Source organism: Bacteroides nordii, from assembly GCF_019930665.1.
Taxonomy (GTDB): Bacteria; Bacteroidota; Bacteroidia; order Bacteroidales; family Bacteroidaceae; genus Bacteroides; species Bacteroides nordii.
This window is the reverse complement of sequence record NZ_CP082886.1, coordinates 3,652,285-3,673,244: the sequence shown is the minus strand read 5'-3', so window position 1 is coordinate 3,673,244 and position 20,960 is coordinate 3,652,285. Positions and strand designations below refer to the sequence as shown.

Below are 20,960 nucleotides of genomic sequence, written 5' to 3'. Positions count from 1 at the left end.
TTTTGTATACTTTATTTCAAATGCGGAAAGATGGATATTCTTGATATGGCGGGACGGAACCAGCAAAAAGCCTGGGAGATAATAGAGAGTACCGGTGTTATCCCGATATGGGAAAGTATTGGTGCAAAAGTGAATTTGGTGGGTTCCTTGAGTACAGGGTTATTAATGAAACACCGGGATATTGATTTGCATATTTATACCTCGCCTTTGAGCCTGGCTGACAGTTTCCGGGCAATGGCGAAACTTTCAGAAAATATAGCTATAAAGAAGATGGAGTGTGTAAATCTTTTGCATACTGTTGAAGCCTGTGTGGAGTGGCATGCCTGGTATCAGGATTCTGAGAGTGAACTTTGGCAGATTGATATGATTCATATCCGGAAAGGTTCCCGATATGATGGCTATTTTGAAAAAGTGGCGGAACGTTTGAGAGCTGTTTTGACTGACGAAACAAGACTGGCTATTTTGAAATTGAAGTATGAAACTCCTGAAACGGAAAAGATTATAGGGATAGAATATTATCAGGCTGTTATTCGGGATGGAGTAAGAAGTTATGCGGAATTTGAGGTATGGCGGCAAGAGCATCCGGTTACAGGCATTGTAGAATGGATGCCATGATGTGTCGATATGAGATTTAACTCAACAGCCCCAGTTTCAATCCGGTATTAATGGCTTCAATAGAATTTTGTACACCTAATTTATGTAATAGATTCTGCCGATGGATATGAACCGTATGGATACTGATACAAAGTTTGTCAGCTATCTCTTTACTTAGAAGCCCTTTCTGAATATACTGTAAGATTTCGGTTTCACGTTGCGTCAGAATTATTTGTGTTGTTGATAATAGAGAGGGAGAGAATATTTCTCCGTTTTTAAGATTTAGTACAGCACAATCTACTTGATTGGATTCCTTTTGATTGGGGGCAATATCCATATTTCCTATTATGAGCCAGGCTTTTCCGTTATGAGCCTGTTCTAAAACCTGCTGTTTGCTGATAACTCGTATATATTGTTGTCTGGCATTACGTACCCGGAAACTATAGATATTACAGTAATCATTCCTTTGTTCGATAGGTAAACTGAATATAAACTTACCAAGATCAACCTGCAACCGTTTTAGTTGTGATAAATCATCAGGATGAATGCGTGATTCTAAATAATCACCTTGTCTTTCCAATGTGGCTATCTTGTGGCTGTCATATCCCAGTAAATCTACGAAGTTGGAGGATGCGAAAGCATACCTGCATTTATAAACATCAACAACAAATGTACAGTTGTGACTTAGTTTAGACATGCGGTGAAGCATGCTTTTGTCACGTTCCCAAAGACAGTAATCAATGTCTGATGCTGATAGATGCTGCTTTGCCCACATTTCTTCCCTGGTTATATTCATTGACCTCATATAGTATGGCTATAAATTATTGTTTTTGTTCCACAAAGGTAAAATTAATCTTTAATGATGGAAATAATTATAGAGGTTAGATACTGTTTTATTATTGGGAATGGTGTAGTTTTACTTTAGCTAAGTTTTCTTTTATACTCATTTAATGATAGAATAAAGAAAGAATACACTTATCTTTGTATTAGTGATTGTTTGTAACCGGAATATTACAATAATGCCGGGTGATAATAAAATTATGAAGACAAAAGAAATAGATCGTTTTTCGGAAGTTCCACAAGACTATCCTCTGTGCATTAATTATCAATGTCCTCGGGCGTCTACTTGTTTGAGGCAATTAGTTGCACAGGAAGCTGCTGATAGTATAAAGTTTTTAATGATTATCAATCCGAAGCATCAAGCTACTTTGAAAAAAGATTGCCCTTATTATCGTTCAAGTACCAAAGTTCGCTTTGCCAAAGGTTTTATGAATATCATAGAGAATCTGACTCAAAAGCAAATACGGGAAGTTATTCCTCAACTGATAAATCGATTCAGTGAAAGAACATATTATCGTATTCGTAAAGGAGAGCGCTTACTCTCACCTGCCGAGCAACAAAGTGTGGTGAATATTTTCAAAAAGTATGGGCTGACCGAGCCGATTGTATTTGATGATTATATAGAGGACTATGAGTGGTAGAACTGGCTATAGTATAATGTACTTTTTGCCATCACATTGGCAGGACTCTGCCAATGTGATGGCAAGGTGTTGCCAATAGGTTGGCAAAGTCTTGCCAGTACGATGGCAAAAGAGGATATAATATCTGTGTAAATATCGAATTACGTATAGGCTCTAAGAAAATAATAAAAGTTGGTTATAAAGGTTTGAAAAACCTTTATAACCAACTTTTATTATTTTTCAATCCGTATTTGTCGGATAGGCTATGATTAGAAAATCACTTTAATACCATCGATTATGTAAACACCCGGATTAAGGGTAACCGTGTTAGAACCGGGTTTAACGGAGATTGATACGACAGGTATACCTGAGATGGCAAATATGTCGATATCTTGTTCCACATCCGAAATTATCACAAGGTTTGAACCTTCTTTGATAAGTTTTATTTTTTCTCCTTGAGGGAGTGTCTGGTTGTCAGTACCTGTAATGTTTACTTTACCAACTTCGAATGAATCTTCGACTCCGAAAGTATTAGCCTTAGCATAAACCGAGAAAGGCGCGATCATAAGGTCTGTTTCTTCATCGGCGATACGGTTAAAGCTGTAACCTTCATCATCAAGTAAGTATGTGTCTGGAGCAACGTTGGTGGAAGTATAGTTACCAAACAGAGTGAAATCCTTACCCGCTTTTGTGATAGATTCTGCCACCGGAGTCATAGGTACGTCAAACATAAGCGATTCGTCTGCTTGTGTGGCAGGACTACCATTCGCACGGAATGTAAAGTCGACAGTATCATCCACTTCTCCGTTAAGATGTATCATATAAGGTTTATTAGCTTCAATCGAGGGCTGGTTCTCAAGTATTATAGCGTCTTCGTTGAATGATAATATACTGACTGTATGGTTACCCGAAGTACCAATCGTATAGTCATTACCTTTTCCATCCGACATGTACTTGGGTACGAACGGTAAGACTATACCTTTCCATTCTTTACTTTCATTTCCGGTTGGGTAGTTCAGTTTGACTGACAGTGAGATATTTTTTTCACCGAGATTAAAACTTGCCGGAGCATTGAAAGCAAAACCGTCAGTGAGGACAATGTCGGTTGAAGCCACGCGTGAACCACCACTGTTGATCACAATGTTTGATTTTGAAGAGATTGATTTTTCCAAACCTTCTGCAAGATATATTATACAGTTGGGGTTTATACCCTCAAACGATTGATCGTTTATGCCTGTGGTATTACGTACACGGGTAGAACTTTGATCCTTGTCAGACTGTGAGTTTCCAAAAAGCGTGATACTCGTCAACGAAGAACATCCGTCAAAAGCTCCGGCGTCTATCGCATCGACCGAATTGAGTGTTAGCGATTCGAGTTGCGAACAGCCGGCGAACGCATTTTTTCCTATAGAGGTAACGTTTTCCGGAATCACTACATTTGTGAGGTTTTCCATTCCGGCAAATGCATTTGAAGGTATTTCGCTGTTTTCAATGGCAGACATGTCAATGGTTTCCAAAGACGTGAAGTTTTCACGTATGTGTTCAAAGGCCTTATCGGTCATTTCTCCCGACAATCCGAGTTCAACAATCCCATCGGCTTCTTCTTTATCAATATGGATCACTTCTTCCGGTTTAAGAACCGCACCTTCAACAGGAACCATCGTGATTTCAACTTCCATATCCGACTGTAGGTTAGTGATCACATAAATACCGTTTTCATCTGGAAGAGCAACTTCACCGGCTATTTTGACTTTAGGAGTCATATTCGGAGTTTCGGAAACGACCGTAAATTTGTAATCGCAACCTTCCTTGTAGAGGGTTTTACGTTCATTAGAACCTTGAACAAACAGAGCCATATTGACACCATTCCATACATTTACCTCATTAAGGTTTACAAAGTTGACTTTAGATTTTCCGGACACATCTTTGACCTTGATATCATAATGGAACACCACGTCAATGATATGGTTTTGCGGACAAGATAGATATTTCGGATCTGTTACATTACCATAGAATTTCACTAGATAATAACCGCCGGGATTGAAGAAATCAGTGGGATCGAGTGGATCAAGCTGATTTGTTACATCTTGTTTATTGTCATAAAGTTTAAATGCAACTCCAGGACGGTAGGTCGGATTGGGTTTATAAGAGGTTGGCTTAAAATTGGGCAAGCCAAGCATTACAGTTTTAGTTGCACTTCCTACAGGTCCCTCAATTTGGGTCAATGGTTCTCTTTCCGAATATTGGAAAGTTCTGTCCGGGTCAATCTGAATGTTATAGAATACTTTTGAAGTTGTATGTTGGAGTTCTTTCCAGAATTCACTGTTCGTATATGCCGATTCAGTACCTTTGGGCACTTCAAGGGTTATTTGAGTATTCGTTGGGAATGGATTACTTTTCAATGGTACCGGAGTTTTTGACAGAACAACTATCTTTTCAAGTTTAATGCATGCTGCGAAAGCGCCACTTCCAATATAAGCTACTTTTTCCGGAATTGTAATTTCTTTTACATTGATACAACGATAGAATGCATTTTCTTCTATACTCTCCAGATTCTTAGGCAGAAGGATTGTTGACAGAGCCGTTTTTCCCATCGGATTTGATGCTGCAAAAGCATTTGTAGGCAGTGAGTTTGGAGTGGGCAGACTTTTTATTGTCACATCGGTCAAGTCAAGAGCTACAAGTTTATCTGCATTCTTCTGCAATGTCGCAAAATCGGAGGCATTCATCTCACCCATTAGTTTGAGTCGTGAAGGGAAAACTTCGGAAGTTTTTGATGCAAGCTCTCCTGCATGGAGGTTCATAGCTGTATAAGTTTCGTCTCCGGCAGCCACTACTTGTATGGCTATGTCAAGATCTTCACGTACACTTTCAACCTTTATTTGGGCTACTCCCTGACGATCAGCCACAATCTTACCATTGATCGACACCGTTATTGCGTCGGCAACAGAAACCGGCATGATCTTACATGTAAAGTCCATACCATGGACGATCTGATCAATAGCCCCCTGGATAGTGGCTCCCTGAACAGAAGATGGCATAGTGATCTTGTGGTACAACACCTCATTACCTACAGCCTTGATTGAATCTTTTACGTTTTCATTTATTCCTTTGACGAGATGCCATTCTTTCTTGTTGTACGAAGTTGCGACACGTACAAGATTGCCCTCACGTACCGAAGCTTCTTTCACCTGACAACTGAAGCTACATGGCAGGTCGCCGTAATTCGTTCCTGAGTTAGTAAACACAGGCGAAATGAATTCTTTAATAGCACCATTAGCATCCGTAAGTACGGCAGCATAGAACATTAAGGCGTCATCCTGAGGAATAGCCAATGCGTTGGCACGTATGGTAAATGTCTTGCCGGAAATAACATTGATTGCGTCGGTTACCAGTCCTACACCACCCCTTGAATCAGTTAACTTCCACGAAGATATGCGAGTAGTAGGTTGTGGCTGAACAAAATTAGCGTGAATCATAGTGTTGGCGTTGACGGTGATGGTATATCTGTTATCAGTTCCGGCATTCAATTTGGTTGTATTGGCGAAAACTTCCATTCTGGCATCACCAAAACGATTGTCAGTTTCAACGGTGAATGAGAACAATGAACCGGGTGTCACTTCAAGACTTTCGGAATCAGGAGTGATCTTTACACCTTCTGTCTCCTCAAGAACAATCATATAGGAAGAAGCCGGAACAGGATTTTCTTCAACGATCTCTTTGAAATCCTGCCAGTTCTCCTTTGACGAATATGCTGTTTTTGCGTTAACCGGTACTACAAGTTTAGATTTAGGTGTTCCTGTGAACACACACCAGTTGATCCATGCCGGCGATTGACGGCGTACAATGACTTCTCTCAGATTACTGCAATTTAAGAATATATTGTATTCGTAAGTACCCACTGATGCCGGAATTTCGATTTTTTGCAGACCAGTGGCATTGAAACAGCCATTTTTCAAAATGGTGAGAGACTTTGGCAACTTAATATGTTGTAACGAATGGTAGCCACTGAATGCTTTAGTGGGGATAGCGTTAGCAGGATTCGAACCATTGGCTACTATGTTCACACCAGAAATATCAAGCATGGTTAGCTTCATACGTTCGCGTATAAATGTGAAATCACGGACGTCGATCGTTCCATAAAGTGTCAGTTCCTTAATCGTTCCGGCATCGGCTTCACTGATAAGCTTTTCAAGGTTACCGGCAGTTACCCATAGATTACGTTTATTCACTACATCCTCCATTGACTGTACGATAATACGGATTTGCTGGTCAGTGGTGACATTTTCAATTTTGTAAACATTATCGGCACTTGGAGTCAGGATGAATCCGTTTGCTTTGACTGTAACAACCTTGTCAGGGGAAGCGGATTGGACTTTAAATGTGTAGTCGCGACCTTTGATTACTTTTACATCGGCATACGATATGATAGCTCCGTCTACGTTGAGCGGTATGTCAATTGAAAAATACGGTATGGAATTGTTTTTTGCTTTAATCTCATTTATTGTGATGAGGTCGCCGGTAACGGGCAACCACTCGTCAGAGCCGTTGGCTATAGTGACCATACGGATTATATCATCGTTAGCGACAACGGTTTCGGCAGGTACCGAACATGTAAAATCAGAATAAAGTCTTGGCATCATCACCTGCATTGCTTGAAGTGATAGCCCTTTACCATCATGCAGTAATGTTTTCAATTTCCCATTAGCAGAGAAAAGAGCCACAGAAATTTTTCCTGAGAAATTTTCATATGAAACGTTTTTAAAGGCACCTGCTCTTATGCTGAACTTCATTCCAGGGTTGATATCTACTGCGTCGGAAGTTATACCGATCTGACGTTCGTCGGCTGTGATATGAACAGGTGACCACTTGACTGTTGTTTCGGCAGGTTTGATATTATAGATGATAGTGGTCTGGTCGTTGAAACTGTGTGATGTACTTACAGTGGGGTTGAGAGCGTCGGAAGAAAAATAACCGTTGGCCGAACCACCCCAGCCCCAATTGATGTGGAAATAAGGTACTGAACCTTTTATCTCATATCCGTCGCACACAAAAGCATGACCTACTGAGACATCTTGACCACTATAGATCACTGGTCGTCCGGCATTGATCTCGTCAACAATTATGGCATCCCATACAGTACGGTCGGTTTCCGAACGCTTTTTATAGGATACCCCTGGGTCATATCCGAAAAATGATATAAGGGCGGCAGGAACACGTACTTCAAAGGCACTCGAACCATACATTCCGAAATCTGTTTTTATTGATATAGCACAATGAGCCATCAGTGTAGCCACAGCATCAGCTTCGGCTGTAGAATATCCTGAACGATAGTTATCCATTCTCATATTACCCCAATCATATTGGGTATTGAAATCAGTACCGTCAAGTGAGCCATTACCCATTGAGGGGTAATTATAATATTTCATAACGGTAGCCATGGCAGTACCAACGCAACCTACAAGGCGGCGGTTAGGTATCTGACTGTTGAATGGAGCTTCCTGACTCCATTCCGGAGTTTTGATAGACTTTGTCAGTGAAGTTTGCATACTTACACGCTTGCGAAGCTCGGTGATATTATTTCCAACCGGTTTTACAGCATTGTTAAGCATCATTGTAGTGACATCAGATATTTCATCTGGCACATATGAAGACTCATAGGAGTATCCAACAACCGGGATTGCCTTGTCATCAGCCGATATGATGATAAATCCTTGTCCATCCTTGGCATTAAATACATAATAAATAGGTGTTCCGTCACTTTTTTGTGAGGTATACACCAATTCAAAAGCACTGGGAGAGCTTAGTCGCGAAATGTTACCAGCATTAAAAAAATTAGCAGCGGCTTCAGCAGCTTCTTCTGTAGTCAACATTTTGGCATGGAGGCTGTACGGGTAAACAGCACACACCAGAAGAAGCAGTACTTGTAAAAACTGTTTCAGCATAAGATAAATAGCTTTTAATTAAGTTATAAATAATATAAATGTTTAATATGAATACGGCAAACCTGTGAGGCGTATAGGTTATGAATCAATAAACATAAATTCGCTCATTATTAGTGTCTTATTTTATCGATAGGACACTTGATTTTTATCAAAAACTATTACGGGGTGCAAATTTAACTATATTTTCATAACAAACTATCTCATTTTTTTATTAAAAAATACAAATAGATGTCCAAAATCAGGTGATATAATAAAGGATAAAAATAGTTATTCAGGTCAGAAGATGATAAAGAAATGGAAAACTCAAATCACTCAGTATGATTCAAGGTTTCGATCTGATTGTTAATGTCACCTAAAAAAACTTTATGCTTATAAATAAATTGGTGGAAGGGAAGCTTTCGAGTATATTGCCAAAGTATTCGTACGTTGTTAATGAAGAAATTCAAAATATTTTTGGCTGTTTTATAGAATAGTTAAGAACTGCCAGTCCATTTAAGCAAGATTATTTCGAAATTTTTGGGATACTGGATATTACTTATCGTTGATTAATATATCAAGGTATTCTATTCTTATTATATCGAGAGGGAGATAAATTCAATGGTGTATAATTGTTATGAAATGAAGTCTTTCCTTTTCAAAATTAAAGTAAAATGAAAAAGATTAATTACTATTATTTCGTTGCTGGATTTTTAGCGATTCTATTTTCTATAACGCATGAATTGAATGGACAACAAGTCTTACTTCCAGCTCTATATACCGGGGAATTAGATATAACAACTGTAACGACATTCAAATATATTTGGCATATAATTACAGCTGAGAATTTTGTTTTTGGTATTATGTTTATTATCATGGCATTTTATAAAAAACAAGAACAAGTGAGGTTTGCTGCATGGTTGATTTGTGTAATCCTGTTGATTCGTTTATTTGTTATTGTGATTACAACTTTGATGATGGGAGGTAAATGGACAATTTAGGCATTGATATAATTGCGATAATAGTCTATACAACGATTATTCTTTTGGGAACACGCGCCGGGAATAGAATTAAAGTAAATGGATAGAAATGAAATATTTAAATCGGGAAATAGAAACTCTATTAAAAAAAAGAGGAGCAGAATTGATACGATGTGTCAGCATATCCCATTTAGATCAAAGGCAAAGCAGGCGATTTTCTCATGCCATTGTTTTCACATTTCCACTAACCGCTAAATATATTAGAGAGGTGGCCGATACTCCCAATTATGTCCAGGCGCGAATAGATGATAATTTTAATTTTGATGATGATGAATACTTACAAGTTGAACTCAAAACAGGAAAAATAGCAGATGAATTAGCAAGATTGCTTAATGCCAAGGGCTATAAATCTATATCTCAATCTGATGAGGAATTGATAACAGAAGGAGCATTTGATTTTGATACAAAAACTTCTGTTTTACCTCATAAAACAATGTATTTTAATGTAACTCTCTGAAAATAAAGAAAATATAGAGAGTTTAAAAGATGCAGGTAACGATTTAGTGATGGAAGTCCTGCTTCGGGTTACACTGCTTTGCATAGTTTCAAATAACTCATATACAAATGTAGGCAAAATTTGGAATAGAACAAAATATACTGCTAAATATTTTTGTATGAATCTGATTATTAATATATTAAGAATTTAGAGTGTAACTCATTGATGCTTACTTACCATAGAATAGCCGGGGACAGTGCCTCCCGGCTATTTTTTTGTCTCCAATTGGCGTTTTCTGTCTTTTTTTGTCGGTTGCTCAACGGTTGAGTAACCAATGGCCTTATAATATCTCCGTAGTATTGCACCATAAACAATAAAAATAAGGTCAATATGAATAACAGAAGAACTGCACCGGGTGGACAAACAGCCCACATGCTTAGTGCCATACTTGCTAAAGTTACCAACATTGAAAAATTATTGGCTCCTGCCGTACATAATTTGCCGGACAGCGAGATACTGGATTCAAAAGGCGTGCGCCTGCTCACCAAGATGTCGGACAGGACACTTTTAAGACGGCGCAATGATGGGACACTTCCCTTTCACAGAGACAAGGGGAAGATATATTACCGCCGTTCGGACGTACTCCGTGCCATGTTACTGGAAAAAGAAGAACACTCTAAAAAATAAGCGTTATGAAAAAGATGATTAAAATTGAAAGCGGTTCTTTCGCTGCACTCGTGAGAAGTTATAAGAAGTCGTTGAACATGTTGGCCGTCCTGCAACATATCTGTCAGGAAAATGATGTGGCGCTTTCCATGCTGCCCGATGAAGTCTGCGAACTGATAAATCTCAATCCGGCAGAGATTGAGAAACAACGTTTGAGCGGACGGTTACGTTTTGCGGAAGAAGAGAACGGGACAAGGCATTATTCGATTGTGGATATAATCAATTTGAAGGATACGATTGATTGCAAGGCAATAAACAGGCAGGTTGAAGAGCTTTCCTTTGAGGAAGAAGAATGATGTGTTCCATTCCCCATAGACAAGGGAACGGCTGGCAAGGTCGGATTTATCCGGGTACCAGCCGTGCCTTTGTCTTTTCCTGAAAAGCGGCACATTGCTGTAACCTGCGGAAGCTACGCAGGCTTCACTTCCGCAGGTTACAGCAATGTGCCGTGGGAAAAGTACCTATATTAAGATTATTTTTTGCTGAGATTGCAACAATCAAGGGGATTCGGATTTATTTTGTTTTTCCAGTATTCGTAATGCTCCGTCACATCTTCACAAACAGTCAACTGCTTAAATCCGCTGATTTGTTCGAGGTATTTAATCTTCAGTTCAAGTGGCAGGTGCTGATAACCACTTTGTTTGAAAGTATATTCTGAATAGTCAATATTGAACCATTGTTTTATTCAGGTATTCACTCTTAGAAATTCCACTAATATTTTGTCACATTTGATTGTATTCAATTTTTTGAAATCTATGTATTGCGGAATAAAAGGTGATAATCTTAAAGATACGTCAAAATTATGTTGCTGTAATTTCTCAAGCGCATTTATCCTTTGTGACGGCACGCAGGCTCTTTCATATGTCCGTGACAGGTCATCGTCCATCGTTGTTATGGATATTTGGATATGTGCAAGTTTTTTGTCCATTAATCTGATATATTTATCATCAGCCACCATTGATGATTTGGTAACTATCAGATAGCCGATACCTTGTTTGTTCAGTTCCTTTATAGCTTCATAGGTTACGTGGCAGCGGCTTTCAATGGGCTGGAAACAGTCAGTCATACCTCCAAGCCTGACGATGGAACCGGATGGGATTTTACGGATAACCTTTAATACCTTATTAATATCTGCTACTGCCGGATGTTCCGCATCTCATAGTTTGCGGAAGTTCAACAATGATTTTGCATAACAATAGGAACAATCATGATAACAGCCTTTTCCGTAAAGGTCTAAACGTGTCGGATAATTACATTTTTCTCCTTCATTTCCTCCGACTGATTTATAAAAGGATTTATATTCGGAATGCCCCGGAGAAGACTGGATATTCTTTTGTTTTTTCAATTCCATAATTATGGGGTTATTAGATGATACATTAAATATATACCCGACATCCATAACGACAATCGGGTATATAAATTGAGTAAGCCGGTTCCCTGTCGGCTATACGACAGAAAAACTATTTTTCTTGCCTTTAGACTTAATGGTAGCAACATGCCGGGGTGTCTGCTTGGTTTCTTGTTGTTTGCCCTTTTTCGGTTCATCCAACTTCGGCTTGTATTCACGGGCGTTGCGTCCTATCAATAGTTGGTTGCTCTTGTTGCTGAAACGTACATCATCGGAAAATACCCTGCCTTTGTAGCGCATATTCTCAACGAACACCATTTCATGGTTTTGGAGCATCTTCTTCTGTTCAGGTGTAATTCTGGCACCCATGATAGTATCGTTGACTTTCAATTGTTCGCCGGACTGCTTGAATGCGATATCCATTATTTTCGGATCGACGAAAGCAACGCCGGAAAGCAGCGTGTCATTTTTACGCTGTATGTCGTTGATGGGAAGCTGGCCTCCTGACGCAAGGATTTGCTTCTGTTTGTCATCCAGCCTTTTTCCGTAGATATAATCGGGTATCTTGATGGCATCCACCGGCATGGTGATGATACGGTTGCTCGGTTCATGAAAGGATACATAACAGTTGCAGACCGTTCCCGTATGGGTATCTTTCATCTCTTTGATTGTCCCTAATATCCCGGTGTCTTTAAGCGACTGCTTTTCCTCGTCCGTGAATACTCCTTTATAGGCGGGCAGGTCGTACTGCGGTTTGTCGAGCCTACTTAGAGTTTTCAGTTGCACCTTGCCGTCCTCCCCTTTGACACAGAGAAAACAGGCTTCTCCCATATCCTTCTTTTCTCCGTTCACTTCCTTGCTGATGGGAAAAGCCATAGAGGTAATTCTACCTTTCAGCATCTCACCCATGCAGTGGTTATCAAAGAGTAATTGCTTGTCAACTCCCAATGCGGCAAGTTCTTTCCACGGGAGCTGGTGTTCGTCGAACTTATACCTTCGGGCAAGTTTGGCGATACGCCCTTCATCGTTGAGTTCGCTGTTCTCCACCAGTTTTTTACCGTCTGCTCCGGGGTCTTCCCCTTTCCGGATCTGGATAACGGCATTCAGTGTCTTTTCCAAAAGTACGAGAGGTACAAGGAAAAAACTGAAACTCGTGGGATTTTCGTACTGGTTTTTGAAATTCGTGAAGAATAGTTCCAGCGGTGAAGTACGATCCAGTTTGAGGAAGCTGCCGCTGTTCTTCTTGTCGGGTGGCACGATTTCGAGACTGCCGTCCTGCTCGTTCATTTTAGAAACGACTGCGGTCTTGTTCGTTCGCTTGTCAAGGATGACCATTACATGCTCGTCCTGACTCTGTTCTTGTTGTTCTTGCTTTTTCTTAGCCATAAAATCAATAATTTAAGTGATACAATAATTAATCAATACCGGGTAAACTTTAGCCCGTCGGTGCGAATGTAGAGGTTTAATTGATAGGTTATTATGGTTTAGGACGCAGTGGGAATGAATGGCGGCATTTGGCATTTCTTGGCGAGTTATACAAATAAGATTTAGAGATTGCAATTCAGAAACTAATAGTATAAAAGTCAAAAAGTTATTGTTTTTTTGGTATATTTGTACATGAATATTTTTATAAAATATATCAAATGGATACAAATAACTTATCTCACTTAGCTAAAATAATTTCAGACTTAGCCAATAGTAATCTTGAACAGCTACAAGGTAAATGTCAAGATGAAAAAGATATGCAGGATTATTATTTAGGTATTTTACAAAAACAAGCCCTCTTATTGTTAGACTTATCTACAATTCTGAAAAATAGGCAAAGCAAATATATATCAACGCCATATATTATTCTTAGGAGTTTATTGGATGATTTCATGCATCTTATGTATTTGGAACTTTCTAACAATAAGGAAGAAGAGATTATTAAAATTAATGCCGAAGCATATAAACATTGTTTTGTTTCTTTGCAAAACTTAACGGATTCTAATTATGAACATTTTGATGGTAAATACCCTTTTTATTTAAAACAAGAAGAAGTGGAAAAAGTAAAAAATCAATTTGTTAATAAAGATAAAAACAAGAAATATTTTAAAGAGATTACAAGGTTTAAATTTAAGTCATTTATGACTTTCAATACATTGGTTGGTCGAATCAACCATTCTCGTGAAATAAAGATTTATAGGGATAGAGCATATTATTTATGGAAAGAGTTTTCTGAATTTGTCCATTATTCAACTTTCTCCTTTAAAATGGAGCAACAGGATACTCCTGAAAATATGAATAAAATAGATGAATCATTTCAATATTGTTATAATTCTATTTATCTGTCGTTTAAATATTTCGCCTCTGAATATGATCTAAATTTTATAGATAATGAGGCATTAAGAAAGAGATATGGTATTATACTTCCATAATTATGGTAAAAACGCCCAATTAGAGATAGGAGCATGGCAGGCCGGTCGGACTTGTCCGGGTGTCTGCCATGCTTTTATCCTTTCCTGAAAACGGCTCTTTACGGCAATCTACGGAAGTGAAGCCTGCGTAGCTTCCGGGATTGCCGTAATGTGCCGTGGGAAACATACTGTTATGACACTGTTTTAGGCCTGACCCGGTTCCTCTTCGTTATTTCCCAACAGATGTTTGAGTTCCGGGTCATTCTCTATGCGGATCAGTTCGTTTTCCACCAGTTCCACAATATCCTGCTTGATTTGTCGGTAGTTGGCTTGTATCTGCTGCTCCTTGTATCATTACCATCCTCGTCCAGAAAGCTGCTGATTTCAGGAATGGGTTGATAGGCCGCCGTCTCTTTCTGTACCGCTTCATTATCCACTACTATCTGCGCATGGAAAATCTTCTGTTCTATCGTCTCTCCGAAATTGTCCGTTACGGCACCGACAAACCTCCCTTGCGAAAGTGTACTGATTTTGCTGGCAGGTATCAGACTGTCAAGTTGCGTGCTGATGGAAGTGGAAGTGTCACTGCGGTTGATGCTAACAGACTCACGTTTTTGCAGGATTTTTCCAAACCTTTCTGACAAAGTCTTGGCAGTTTCACCCACCACTTGACCGCTAAAAACATTACCCACAGTTGACATGATTACAGTAGCCTCCTTGTCTCCGTAATCCCTTTTCAATTGCGAAAAGTCCTGAAGGCCTAACACGACCGCCACTTTGTTGCTTCATGCCGTGGCAATCAGATTATCCAGACCTTTAAAGAAAATTGTTGCTAACTCATTAATAATCATGCAGCTTTTCAGTTGTTTCTTCTTGTTGGCGGTAGTAAATAGCTAAAAGAAGCTAAAAAGACGACCCATAAAACTAGATTGTCTTTTCTTTATATAATAATGTGACTCTCGCTAAAAAACGGAACGGGTGTTTCTTCTTTCAGTTTAATTTAACGCTTACGACGAGAAGAAGAGTAAATATTAAAAGAGCGTAGCTCAAAATAAATCTCTCTACGCTCTTTTTGGGGCTGCTTATTTTCTTTTTCTACTTTTTTCTCTTTGAGAGAGTGCACTTCCTGCGGCGGTTTTGCTTGCGGCACTTGTCCGTCCATCTCTCAATACTTTTGAAGCGGCACTAGCAGCGATTTTTCCAGTAACTTTTTTAGCCATTACTTTTAAATTTTATTTCCAATCCGAACAATGCAGGTGGATTGATTCCTGTCGAAAATCTTTCTTGTGTAGCGGATTTTTTGACGCTACGCTTAATGCTAAAATAGTGCAGCCCAGCCAGGTATCTTTTGGGCCAATTTAATCGCTGAAGAACCTAAATCTTTTATTTTAGATATAAGTTGGGCTTGTGCCAAATTATTTTTGGAAGCTTTCTCTACAACTTCAACTAATGCTTGATAGGTTTGCATACTATTTGATGCTGGTATGATCGCATCAATTTCTTCCTTTGATAATCCTTTTAACAGTTTTAGTTCAACACCATACATATCGTTAAATACTGCATCTGCATTCGCAAATGATTCAGAAAATCTGTTTGTTTTCATTTTGCTGTTTTTTTAGTTAATTCTTTGATTTTGTTTACTATATCTTCGATTTGCTGTTGAGCCTCATTGCTTTTAATATCAATCTGTTCCCCTTTTTCAAGAGCCATATCTACAAATCCTGACAACTCGACCAATCTGTTAGTAACCGTAGTGTCTAAACCATTAAGGCCAACTATGCTCAGTGCTTCGTTTTGACTTTCTTTGATTTTCTGAACCGATACAAGGTAAGCTGTAAGGGTCGTATTGGCGTATATTGTATTTTGATAGGATTGGTCAATTGCATTCAATATTTCTCTCTCTTGCTCTAATATAGGAAAAAGCAATTCATTCCTTTTTGCATTTATTTGTTGATTCGCAGCTTCTTGAAATTCCAACATAACATTCAAGGCTTCTTTCGTCTCAGCCTTACCACCCGTTTTTCCAGCGTTTTCTATAATGCCATATATGGATGCTTCCCCTCTTATATGCTGGTTTAGCTCTGCTTCCAAAACATGATGAATAACGAATGTAGCATACACATCGTCGATGAACGTATTTACATTGAGCTTAATTCTGTTATAATACAGTTGTACCATATTTCGGTGAGAGTCATGCAAAATCTGCAAATCTGAGCCTATCGTTTTCGACAGGATTATAGTTTCTTTAGGTATTGAGGCACACGATACCAGTAATAACGAAGAAAAAATAACGGTTAAAATCTTATTGTTCATATTTTCTGTAGTTTAAATTATTCTTTTAATGTATTCCTCCACCATGCCAAGTACCAGTGGTTACCCAAATTTCATAATGAAATAACCATTCACTCGTCCACGGTATAATCGTTTTTGCAATCATTTTACGTTCATTCCATTCATTCATTAGTCTATGATATAAACATAAATGCTGCTTTTCGTGATTATAAGTATGGGGAAGTTTAGTCGCATCCTTTGCCAAAGGCAAAGGATTGGGGCTAATTACATATATATTGGGATTATATCCGATATTATACTCTATCCTAATATCATAAGTTATACTTAAATTAGTTGGTTGAAGCTTTCCTACCCAAATTAGCCCTTTATCATATCCAACGATTTTCAAGGTAGAGTTAGGGAAGAAATGTCGAAGCATTCCTCCCTGAGCATGTACTGAAATTCGTTTCTTTTTAGTCATTTCCATGAAAATTGTGGGTCGCAGCGGTCACAGAGCCAACCGAACTGAGAATACCTGTTCCTATTGCCATTTTCAAAGCTCCACTTTCTCGAAGATTAAGATTCCTTTCGCCTAAAGTGGAGAACGTTTTCGTAACAGTTTGTTCCCCGAAAGGCTTTTTCATTGCTTCAGCTATATATTGCAATCCTCGTTTGTGAACAATTGTTTGTACATCGTATTCTACTTGGTCGAGCCATTTGTAGAAGTTCTTTTCCCTCTGAGGATGCTCGACCCATTTATCTGCAAAATTTTCTTCAGGATTTACCGGGTTTGGAATCCATTTAACCATCCTGCCGGCATTTGAATCATAGCGGCTTTCGATATAGTTACGCATATTGGAAACTACATTTGTCAATGCATCTATGATAGATGTTTCTTTGTTATATCCCCTTGAAGCTAAAGTTGTAATAATAATGGATATGGGTTTGTCTTCATCTCCGTTAAACATCATATCCCGATGTCGTTTCAGAATTTGGACAACCCGCTGAAGTGGTAACTTCTCTTTATTATATTTTGGAACAGGATTTACAGCTTCCGACAACATTATGGATTTACGTAATGATAAAACATCGGCTGCATTGAAAAACCATCTACCATAACCGAATGGATTGCTTTTCATCCAGTTTTCGGCAATCGTATCGGTATAATAGTTGTTTTGCTTATTATCTGTTATACGTATTGCCAATGATTCGTAATCTTTATCCAATGTTGTATTCGAGAAGGCTTTTTCAAGCACAATATTATATCCATTACAAACAAGGCTGGGAAGTATATCCATGTGATAATTCGCACTATCGGAATACATCAATGTCCAACATCTTCGTCCCTCCTCATCAAGCATATTTTTGTAGGTTTCGTTATCTTTAAGTCGATTCCCTACCACTTGTTTGAGATGATATTGTGTCCACTGTGGATTCTTGCCGGTCAGTTCACACACTAAGTCAATATCCAAATCGTCTTCTTCACAAATAGGTTTAATCATTGTTCCAAGCATGAATGAACCTTGCGGACGAACGACCGGTTTATATGGAGCAAGTGATGATTCTGGTTTTGCAAGCCATTCACCTACTGCACCATAACTACTAACTGCGGCGTTATATTGGGTTTCTGTGATGTCCAATGTTTGCCCGAGTGTTTCTAAAATTTCACTGAATTGTTTTTTTTCTTCTTGTGTCAGCATATTTATTTTATTGTTATTGTCTTATAAAAATCGTTCTTTACCTTATTTGCATCATAGATTACCATAGGCATATCAACTTTAGGCATCCATACTCTACCCAATTCAACGGATGCAGAAACAGGCATAGCAGGAAAAATGTGTAGTTCCGTACAACCATGATGCGATTTGATTTTATCAAAAGTATGTCGGACAATGCGGCGAAAGTCAGTTAGTAATCTTTCTGTTTTCAAGAAATCGTTATATGGTGTACTATTTATTGTGATTTCCCATATACTTGTATTCTCACCTAATACTTTTTGTATTCTATCATGTGTTATTGTTGCACTCAAACTCAATATGAGAACAGGAACTTTCCTTTTTTCAATAGGCTCGTGAAGGATATATTCAATATCAGAAGGAATTGTTTGCCATTCCCAGGTAAAAGGTTCCCTATGCTTTTGATATACTTTTACATTATTCAAATCGTTTAATAGAACTCCAAATTTTATTAGCAACGGCTGTGGTGCAATGGCAAATATGGAATAGTGGTCTGTATTACCTTGCATCAGCCGATGTTTGATTTTTTGATTAAACTGTAAAATAAGGTTAGCTTCCTCTGCTGTCCAATAAGTATCTGTATCATCTGTGAAAGGGGAATTTCTTAATCCCAACTCAATGGGATAATCATTTGCTGGATAATAATTGTATAATAAAGCCTCCCGAGCCAATTGATAAGATAAAGGAGAATTGTTTGCACCTATGTTTGCTCCATAAAGAATTATCTCACTAGACATGTTAGAGGCAATATCTGTTATTCGTTTGATACGCTCCTCATGTTGTTGTTTCATAGCTAACAATCTTATCTCTGAATGCCCCTCTACATCTACTTTATCTATCAAATTGTGATGTTCATTGCATAATAACATCAAATTGTTAATGTCATCACAGAGTAACCCTGAACGTTCAATGTCACCTCTTGGCCCATTAGGCTTATCTGCAACTATATGGGCGATATAAGCACTATTATATTTCTTTTTAGTTAGGATATCCCTATGTAGGACTTTATTGCATCCTTTATATTCACATCTTCCGGCAGAGATTGCCCATAAAAGGTTTTGATTTTTTGTAGTAATACTTGTTACACTCATTCTATTATAGTTTTATTGATATTCATTTATAGAGACAGAGATATGTATGTTCTCACATCAATACTGCCAATTGTTAAAAGTTCAACAGCTTTTGAGAAATCTCCTCTTCTATACTAACATATGCTAAGCTTTTTGTTAAATTTGCCATTGAGTGGCGTTTTTTGTTTTTTAGATAGCATATTAAATTAGAAAAAGTGAATAATGACAATTGAAGAGGCAATTTTATCCCATGATATGGAAGACATTGTAAATAGAATGATTCTATATGCAAAAGAGAAAATAAGATTGATGGATGTCAAAGTCTTGGAGGGAAAGGAACCCTTTGACTTTGTACAAGATGTTATTTGTAAGTCTCTCGAAGGGAAACGAAATTGGGATGAATCCAAGTGTAGTTTTGTAGAATATCTATTCGGTTGCTTAAGAAGTGAAATAAGTAATTACTTCTCTTCTAAACAGGTATATTGCCGTGATATCCCAGATAATCTATCTGAAAGCAATGAGAATATTGACGAGGAAATTTTAGAAATTACAAGGGTTCTAAAACAGGAAGGTGCTGATGATGACGAAATCTTTTTATTTTCATGTTGGGTTGATGGGATTTATAAACCTGCTATTATTTCAGATGATTTAGGTATTGACGTTAAATCGATATTCAATATCACGAAAAAATTAAGAAGACGATTATTAAAAATTCAATCAAAAGTAAGACAATTCATATGAATAAGACTGTAAATAAGAAGATAGAAGACGCTTTGCTAGATTTTTATTTAGAAGCTGACAAGAATATAATTGAAGAGATTATACAAGAGGATATTAATGATATAGAGGAGTATAAAAAGAAAAGAAATAAACTCCTATTTATGATTAAAGCAAAAGCCAAGAAACAGGCTAATGATGCATTAATAGAAAAAGTTTTAAATTACTTCGAAGATGCTATCCAGAAAAATACCGCAAAGCCGATCGCATACCTCAAACAATTGATGTCTGAAAATCAGTCTTTTGCTTTGTATCACAATTTTGAAAAACTTTCCAAAGAGGATATTTTAGCAATTATTAAAGATAAGAATTTAATCGACATTATAGAACAAATAGAAAAACATGAAGCAGAATAATAATCCACAAAATAAGGCTCAAGAATTATTGGATAAGTTTGGGCTAGATGATATTATAGATATTCCAATGTCTGACTTTGTATCTGGTATTGATCTTATTTATATGGAAGAGCCTCTCAAAAATTGCGATGGGAAAATTATTTTTGGTGATAAAAAGACGATTATTAAGGTTGACTCTCAAATTGAATTTGAGCAAAGGAAACGATTTGTTGCTGCTCATGAGATTGGTCATGCTGTTATGCATCACAATATGTCTCTTTCTGATGATATTTTCTCCAATTTTAATTTGTTTAAAAATGTTGAAAAGCAATTAAGAAGTGGGCAGCAGGAAGTGGAGGCGAATTTATTTGCTAGTGAATTATTAATGCCAACCAGACTATTCAAAAAGGAAGCTAAAGGAAAGTTTTCTCCTTTATTGATAAAACAGCTTTCAGAAAAATTTAATTGTAGTTTAACCGCTGTTTCTTTTAAATATATGGAGATGAACTTACATCCAATCTGTCTTATTTTAACAGAAAGAGGACGAGTAAAGTATTGGAAGAAATCAGAGGATTTACATGTTTTTGTAAAAGAGTGTACAAAACTTGCACCTCCGAGCGATTCTGTCGCAATGGAATATCTACAACAGAATTATAAGTTTATCTATAATTTTGAAGAAAAAGCTCAACCAATAAATAAGTCAATATGGTTTGAACTAAAACCCTATGATGAAGATTCTGATTTTTATGAATATTGTATTCCAACAAAAAGTCATCAAACTATTTTGAGTATTATTTGGGAAGATTAAAGTCATACTTGCATGATATAAGAGCGTAGATAGGCTGGAGTG

20 protein-coding genes and 2 pseudogenes are annotated in these 20,960 nt (G+C 37.7%); 10 read left to right on the top strand and 12 right to left on the bottom strand.

Translation table 11 applies throughout. The features are described from left to right. Positions 1–30 precede the first annotated feature (30 nt). On the top strand, positions 31–615 hold the full coding sequence (locus tag K8P02_RS14600; RefSeq protein ID WP_025867484.1) for a hypothetical protein: 585 nt from the start codon (positions 31–33) through the stop codon (positions 613–615). Between the two features lie 16 nt (positions 616–631). Here K8P02_RS14600 and K8P02_RS14595 read toward each other — a convergent pair whose 3' ends face one another. Further along, complete coding sequence (locus K8P02_RS14595; protein WP_025867485.1) at positions 632–1,399, bottom strand: LuxR C-terminal-related transcriptional regulator; 768 nt, start codon at positions 1,397–1,399, stop codon at positions 632–634. 235 nt (positions 1,400–1,634) lie between these two features. Between K8P02_RS14595 and K8P02_RS14590 the strand changes: the two genes are divergently transcribed. Continuing rightward, the gene (locus K8P02_RS14590) at positions 1,635–2,075 is read left to right on the top strand and encodes a DUF6078 family protein (RefSeq protein ID WP_002562207.1); all 441 of its coding nucleotides are present in this window, start codon (positions 1,635–1,637) and stop codon (positions 2,073–2,075) included. Between the two features lie 248 nt (positions 2,076–2,323). Here K8P02_RS14590 and K8P02_RS14585 read toward each other — a convergent pair whose 3' ends face one another. Beyond that, positions 2,324–7,999 (bottom strand): C10 family peptidase, encoded by a 5,676-nt coding sequence (locus K8P02_RS14585; RefSeq protein ID WP_223381439.1) that lies wholly within the window; start codon positions 7,997–7,999, stop codon positions 2,324–2,326. Positions 8,000–8,649: 650 nt separating this feature from the next. Between K8P02_RS14585 and K8P02_RS14580 the strand changes: the two genes are divergently transcribed. From K8P02_RS14580 to K8P02_RS14565, 4 genes and pseudogenes are all read left to right on the top strand, one after another. Beyond that, positions 8,650–8,976, top strand: a complete 327-nt coding sequence (locus K8P02_RS14580; RefSeq protein ID WP_223381437.1) for a hypothetical protein — start codon at positions 8,650–8,652, stop codon at positions 8,974–8,976. 88 nt (positions 8,977–9,064) lie between these two features. Continuing rightward, positions 9,065–9,451 (top strand): annotated as a pseudogene (locus K8P02_RS14575) (epoxyqueuosine reductase); the annotation flags it as partial. A 390-nt stretch (positions 9,452–9,841) separates the two neighbouring features. After that, positions 9,842–10,138 carry a MerR family transcriptional regulator gene (locus K8P02_RS14570; protein ID WP_025867487.1) on the top strand — a complete coding sequence of 99 codons (297 nt, stop codon included), beginning with the start codon at positions 9,842–9,844 and terminating at the stop codon, positions 10,136–10,138. Positions 10,139–10,143: 5 nt separating this feature from the next. Continuing rightward, entirely contained in the window at positions 10,144–10,473 is a 330-nt protein-coding gene (locus K8P02_RS14565; RefSeq protein WP_025867488.1) for a hypothetical protein, read from the top strand. Between the two features lie 389 nt (positions 10,474–10,862). Here K8P02_RS14565 and K8P02_RS14560 read toward each other — a convergent pair whose 3' ends face one another. The 3 genes from K8P02_RS14560 to K8P02_RS14550 all read right to left on the bottom strand — a co-directional run bounded on the left by K8P02_RS14560 (position 10,863) and on the right by K8P02_RS14550 (position 12,911). Then, the gene (locus tag K8P02_RS14560) at positions 10,863–11,261 is read right to left on the bottom strand and encodes a radical SAM family protein (protein ID WP_394373213.1); all 399 of its coding nucleotides are present in this window, start codon (positions 11,259–11,261) and stop codon (positions 10,863–10,865) included. Between the two features lie 72 nt (positions 11,262–11,333). Then, positions 11,334–11,528 (bottom strand): hypothetical protein, encoded by a 195-nt coding sequence (locus K8P02_RS14555; protein ID WP_016268107.1) that lies wholly within the window; start codon positions 11,526–11,528, stop codon positions 11,334–11,336. Between the two features lie 93 nt (positions 11,529–11,621). Next, complete coding sequence (locus K8P02_RS14550; protein WP_223381433.1) at positions 11,622–12,911, bottom strand: DUF3945 domain-containing protein; 1,290 nt, start codon at positions 12,909–12,911, stop codon at positions 11,622–11,624. A 257-nt stretch (positions 12,912–13,168) separates the two neighbouring features. Between K8P02_RS14550 and K8P02_RS14545 the strand changes: the two genes are divergently transcribed. Then, entirely contained in the window at positions 13,169–13,942 is a 774-nt protein-coding gene (locus tag K8P02_RS14545; protein ID WP_025867489.1) for a hypothetical protein, read from the top strand. A gap of 183 nt (positions 13,943–14,125) precedes the next feature. Here the strand turns inward: K8P02_RS14545 and K8P02_RS14540 are convergent. The 7 genes and pseudogenes from K8P02_RS14540 to K8P02_RS14510 form a co-directional block, all read right to left on the bottom strand. After that, positions 14,126–14,799: pseudogene (locus K8P02_RS14540) on the bottom strand (TraM recognition domain-containing protein); the annotation flags it as partial. Positions 14,800–15,003: 204 nt separating this feature from the next. Beyond that, on the bottom strand, positions 15,004–15,141 hold the full coding sequence (locus K8P02_RS14535) for a hypothetical protein (protein WP_223381431.1): 138 nt from the start codon (positions 15,139–15,141) through the stop codon (positions 15,004–15,006). A gap of 98 nt (positions 15,142–15,239) precedes the next feature. Beyond that, entirely contained in the window at positions 15,240–15,524 is a 285-nt protein-coding gene (locus tag K8P02_RS14530; RefSeq protein WP_025867490.1) for a hypothetical protein, read from the bottom strand. Beyond that, positions 15,521–16,234: a hypothetical protein gene (locus K8P02_RS14525; RefSeq protein ID WP_025867491.1), complete on the bottom strand. Its 714-nt coding sequence runs from the start codon at positions 16,232–16,234 to the stop codon at positions 15,521–15,523. The genes K8P02_RS14530 and K8P02_RS14525 overlap by 4 nt, the downstream gene beginning before the upstream one ends. 25 nt (positions 16,235–16,259) lie before the next feature. Beyond that, positions 16,260–16,673 carry a hypothetical protein gene (locus tag K8P02_RS14520; RefSeq protein WP_223381429.1) on the bottom strand — a complete coding sequence of 138 codons (414 nt, stop codon included), beginning with the start codon at positions 16,671–16,673 and terminating at the stop codon, positions 16,260–16,262. Beyond that, positions 16,666–17,892: a nucleotidyltransferase domain-containing protein gene (locus K8P02_RS14515; protein WP_025867493.1), complete on the bottom strand. Its 1,227-nt coding sequence runs from the start codon at positions 17,890–17,892 to the stop codon at positions 16,666–16,668. Before K8P02_RS14515 ends, K8P02_RS14520 begins: the two co-directional genes overlap by 8 nt. 2 nt (positions 17,893–17,894) lie before the next feature. Then, the gene (locus K8P02_RS14510; protein WP_025867494.1) at positions 17,895–19,019 is read right to left on the bottom strand and encodes an SAVED domain-containing protein; all 1,125 of its coding nucleotides are present in this window, start codon (positions 19,017–19,019) and stop codon (positions 17,895–17,897) included. A 201-nt stretch (positions 19,020–19,220) separates the two neighbouring features. On the opposite strand from K8P02_RS14510, the gene K8P02_RS14505 reads away from it, so the two are divergent. Genes K8P02_RS14505 through K8P02_RS14495 form a run of 3 tightly spaced genes read left to right on the top strand, consistent with a single transcriptional unit; the run spans position 19,221 to position 20,918 of the window. Further along, positions 19,221–19,739 carry a sigma-70 RNA polymerase sigma factor region 4 domain-containing protein gene (locus tag K8P02_RS14505; RefSeq protein WP_025867495.1) on the top strand — a complete coding sequence of 173 codons (519 nt, stop codon included), beginning with the start codon at positions 19,221–19,223 and terminating at the stop codon, positions 19,737–19,739. Next, positions 19,736–20,131, top strand: coding sequence for a hypothetical protein (locus K8P02_RS14500; protein WP_025867496.1), 396 nt, complete (start codon positions 19,736–19,738; stop codon positions 20,129–20,131). Before K8P02_RS14505 ends, K8P02_RS14500 begins: the two co-directional genes overlap by 4 nt. Further along, positions 20,118–20,918, top strand: coding sequence for an ImmA/IrrE family metallo-endopeptidase (locus K8P02_RS14495; RefSeq protein ID WP_025867497.1), 801 nt, complete (start codon positions 20,118–20,120; stop codon positions 20,916–20,918). The genes K8P02_RS14500 and K8P02_RS14495 overlap by 14 nt, the downstream gene beginning before the upstream one ends. Positions 20,919–20,960 lie beyond the last annotated feature (42 nt).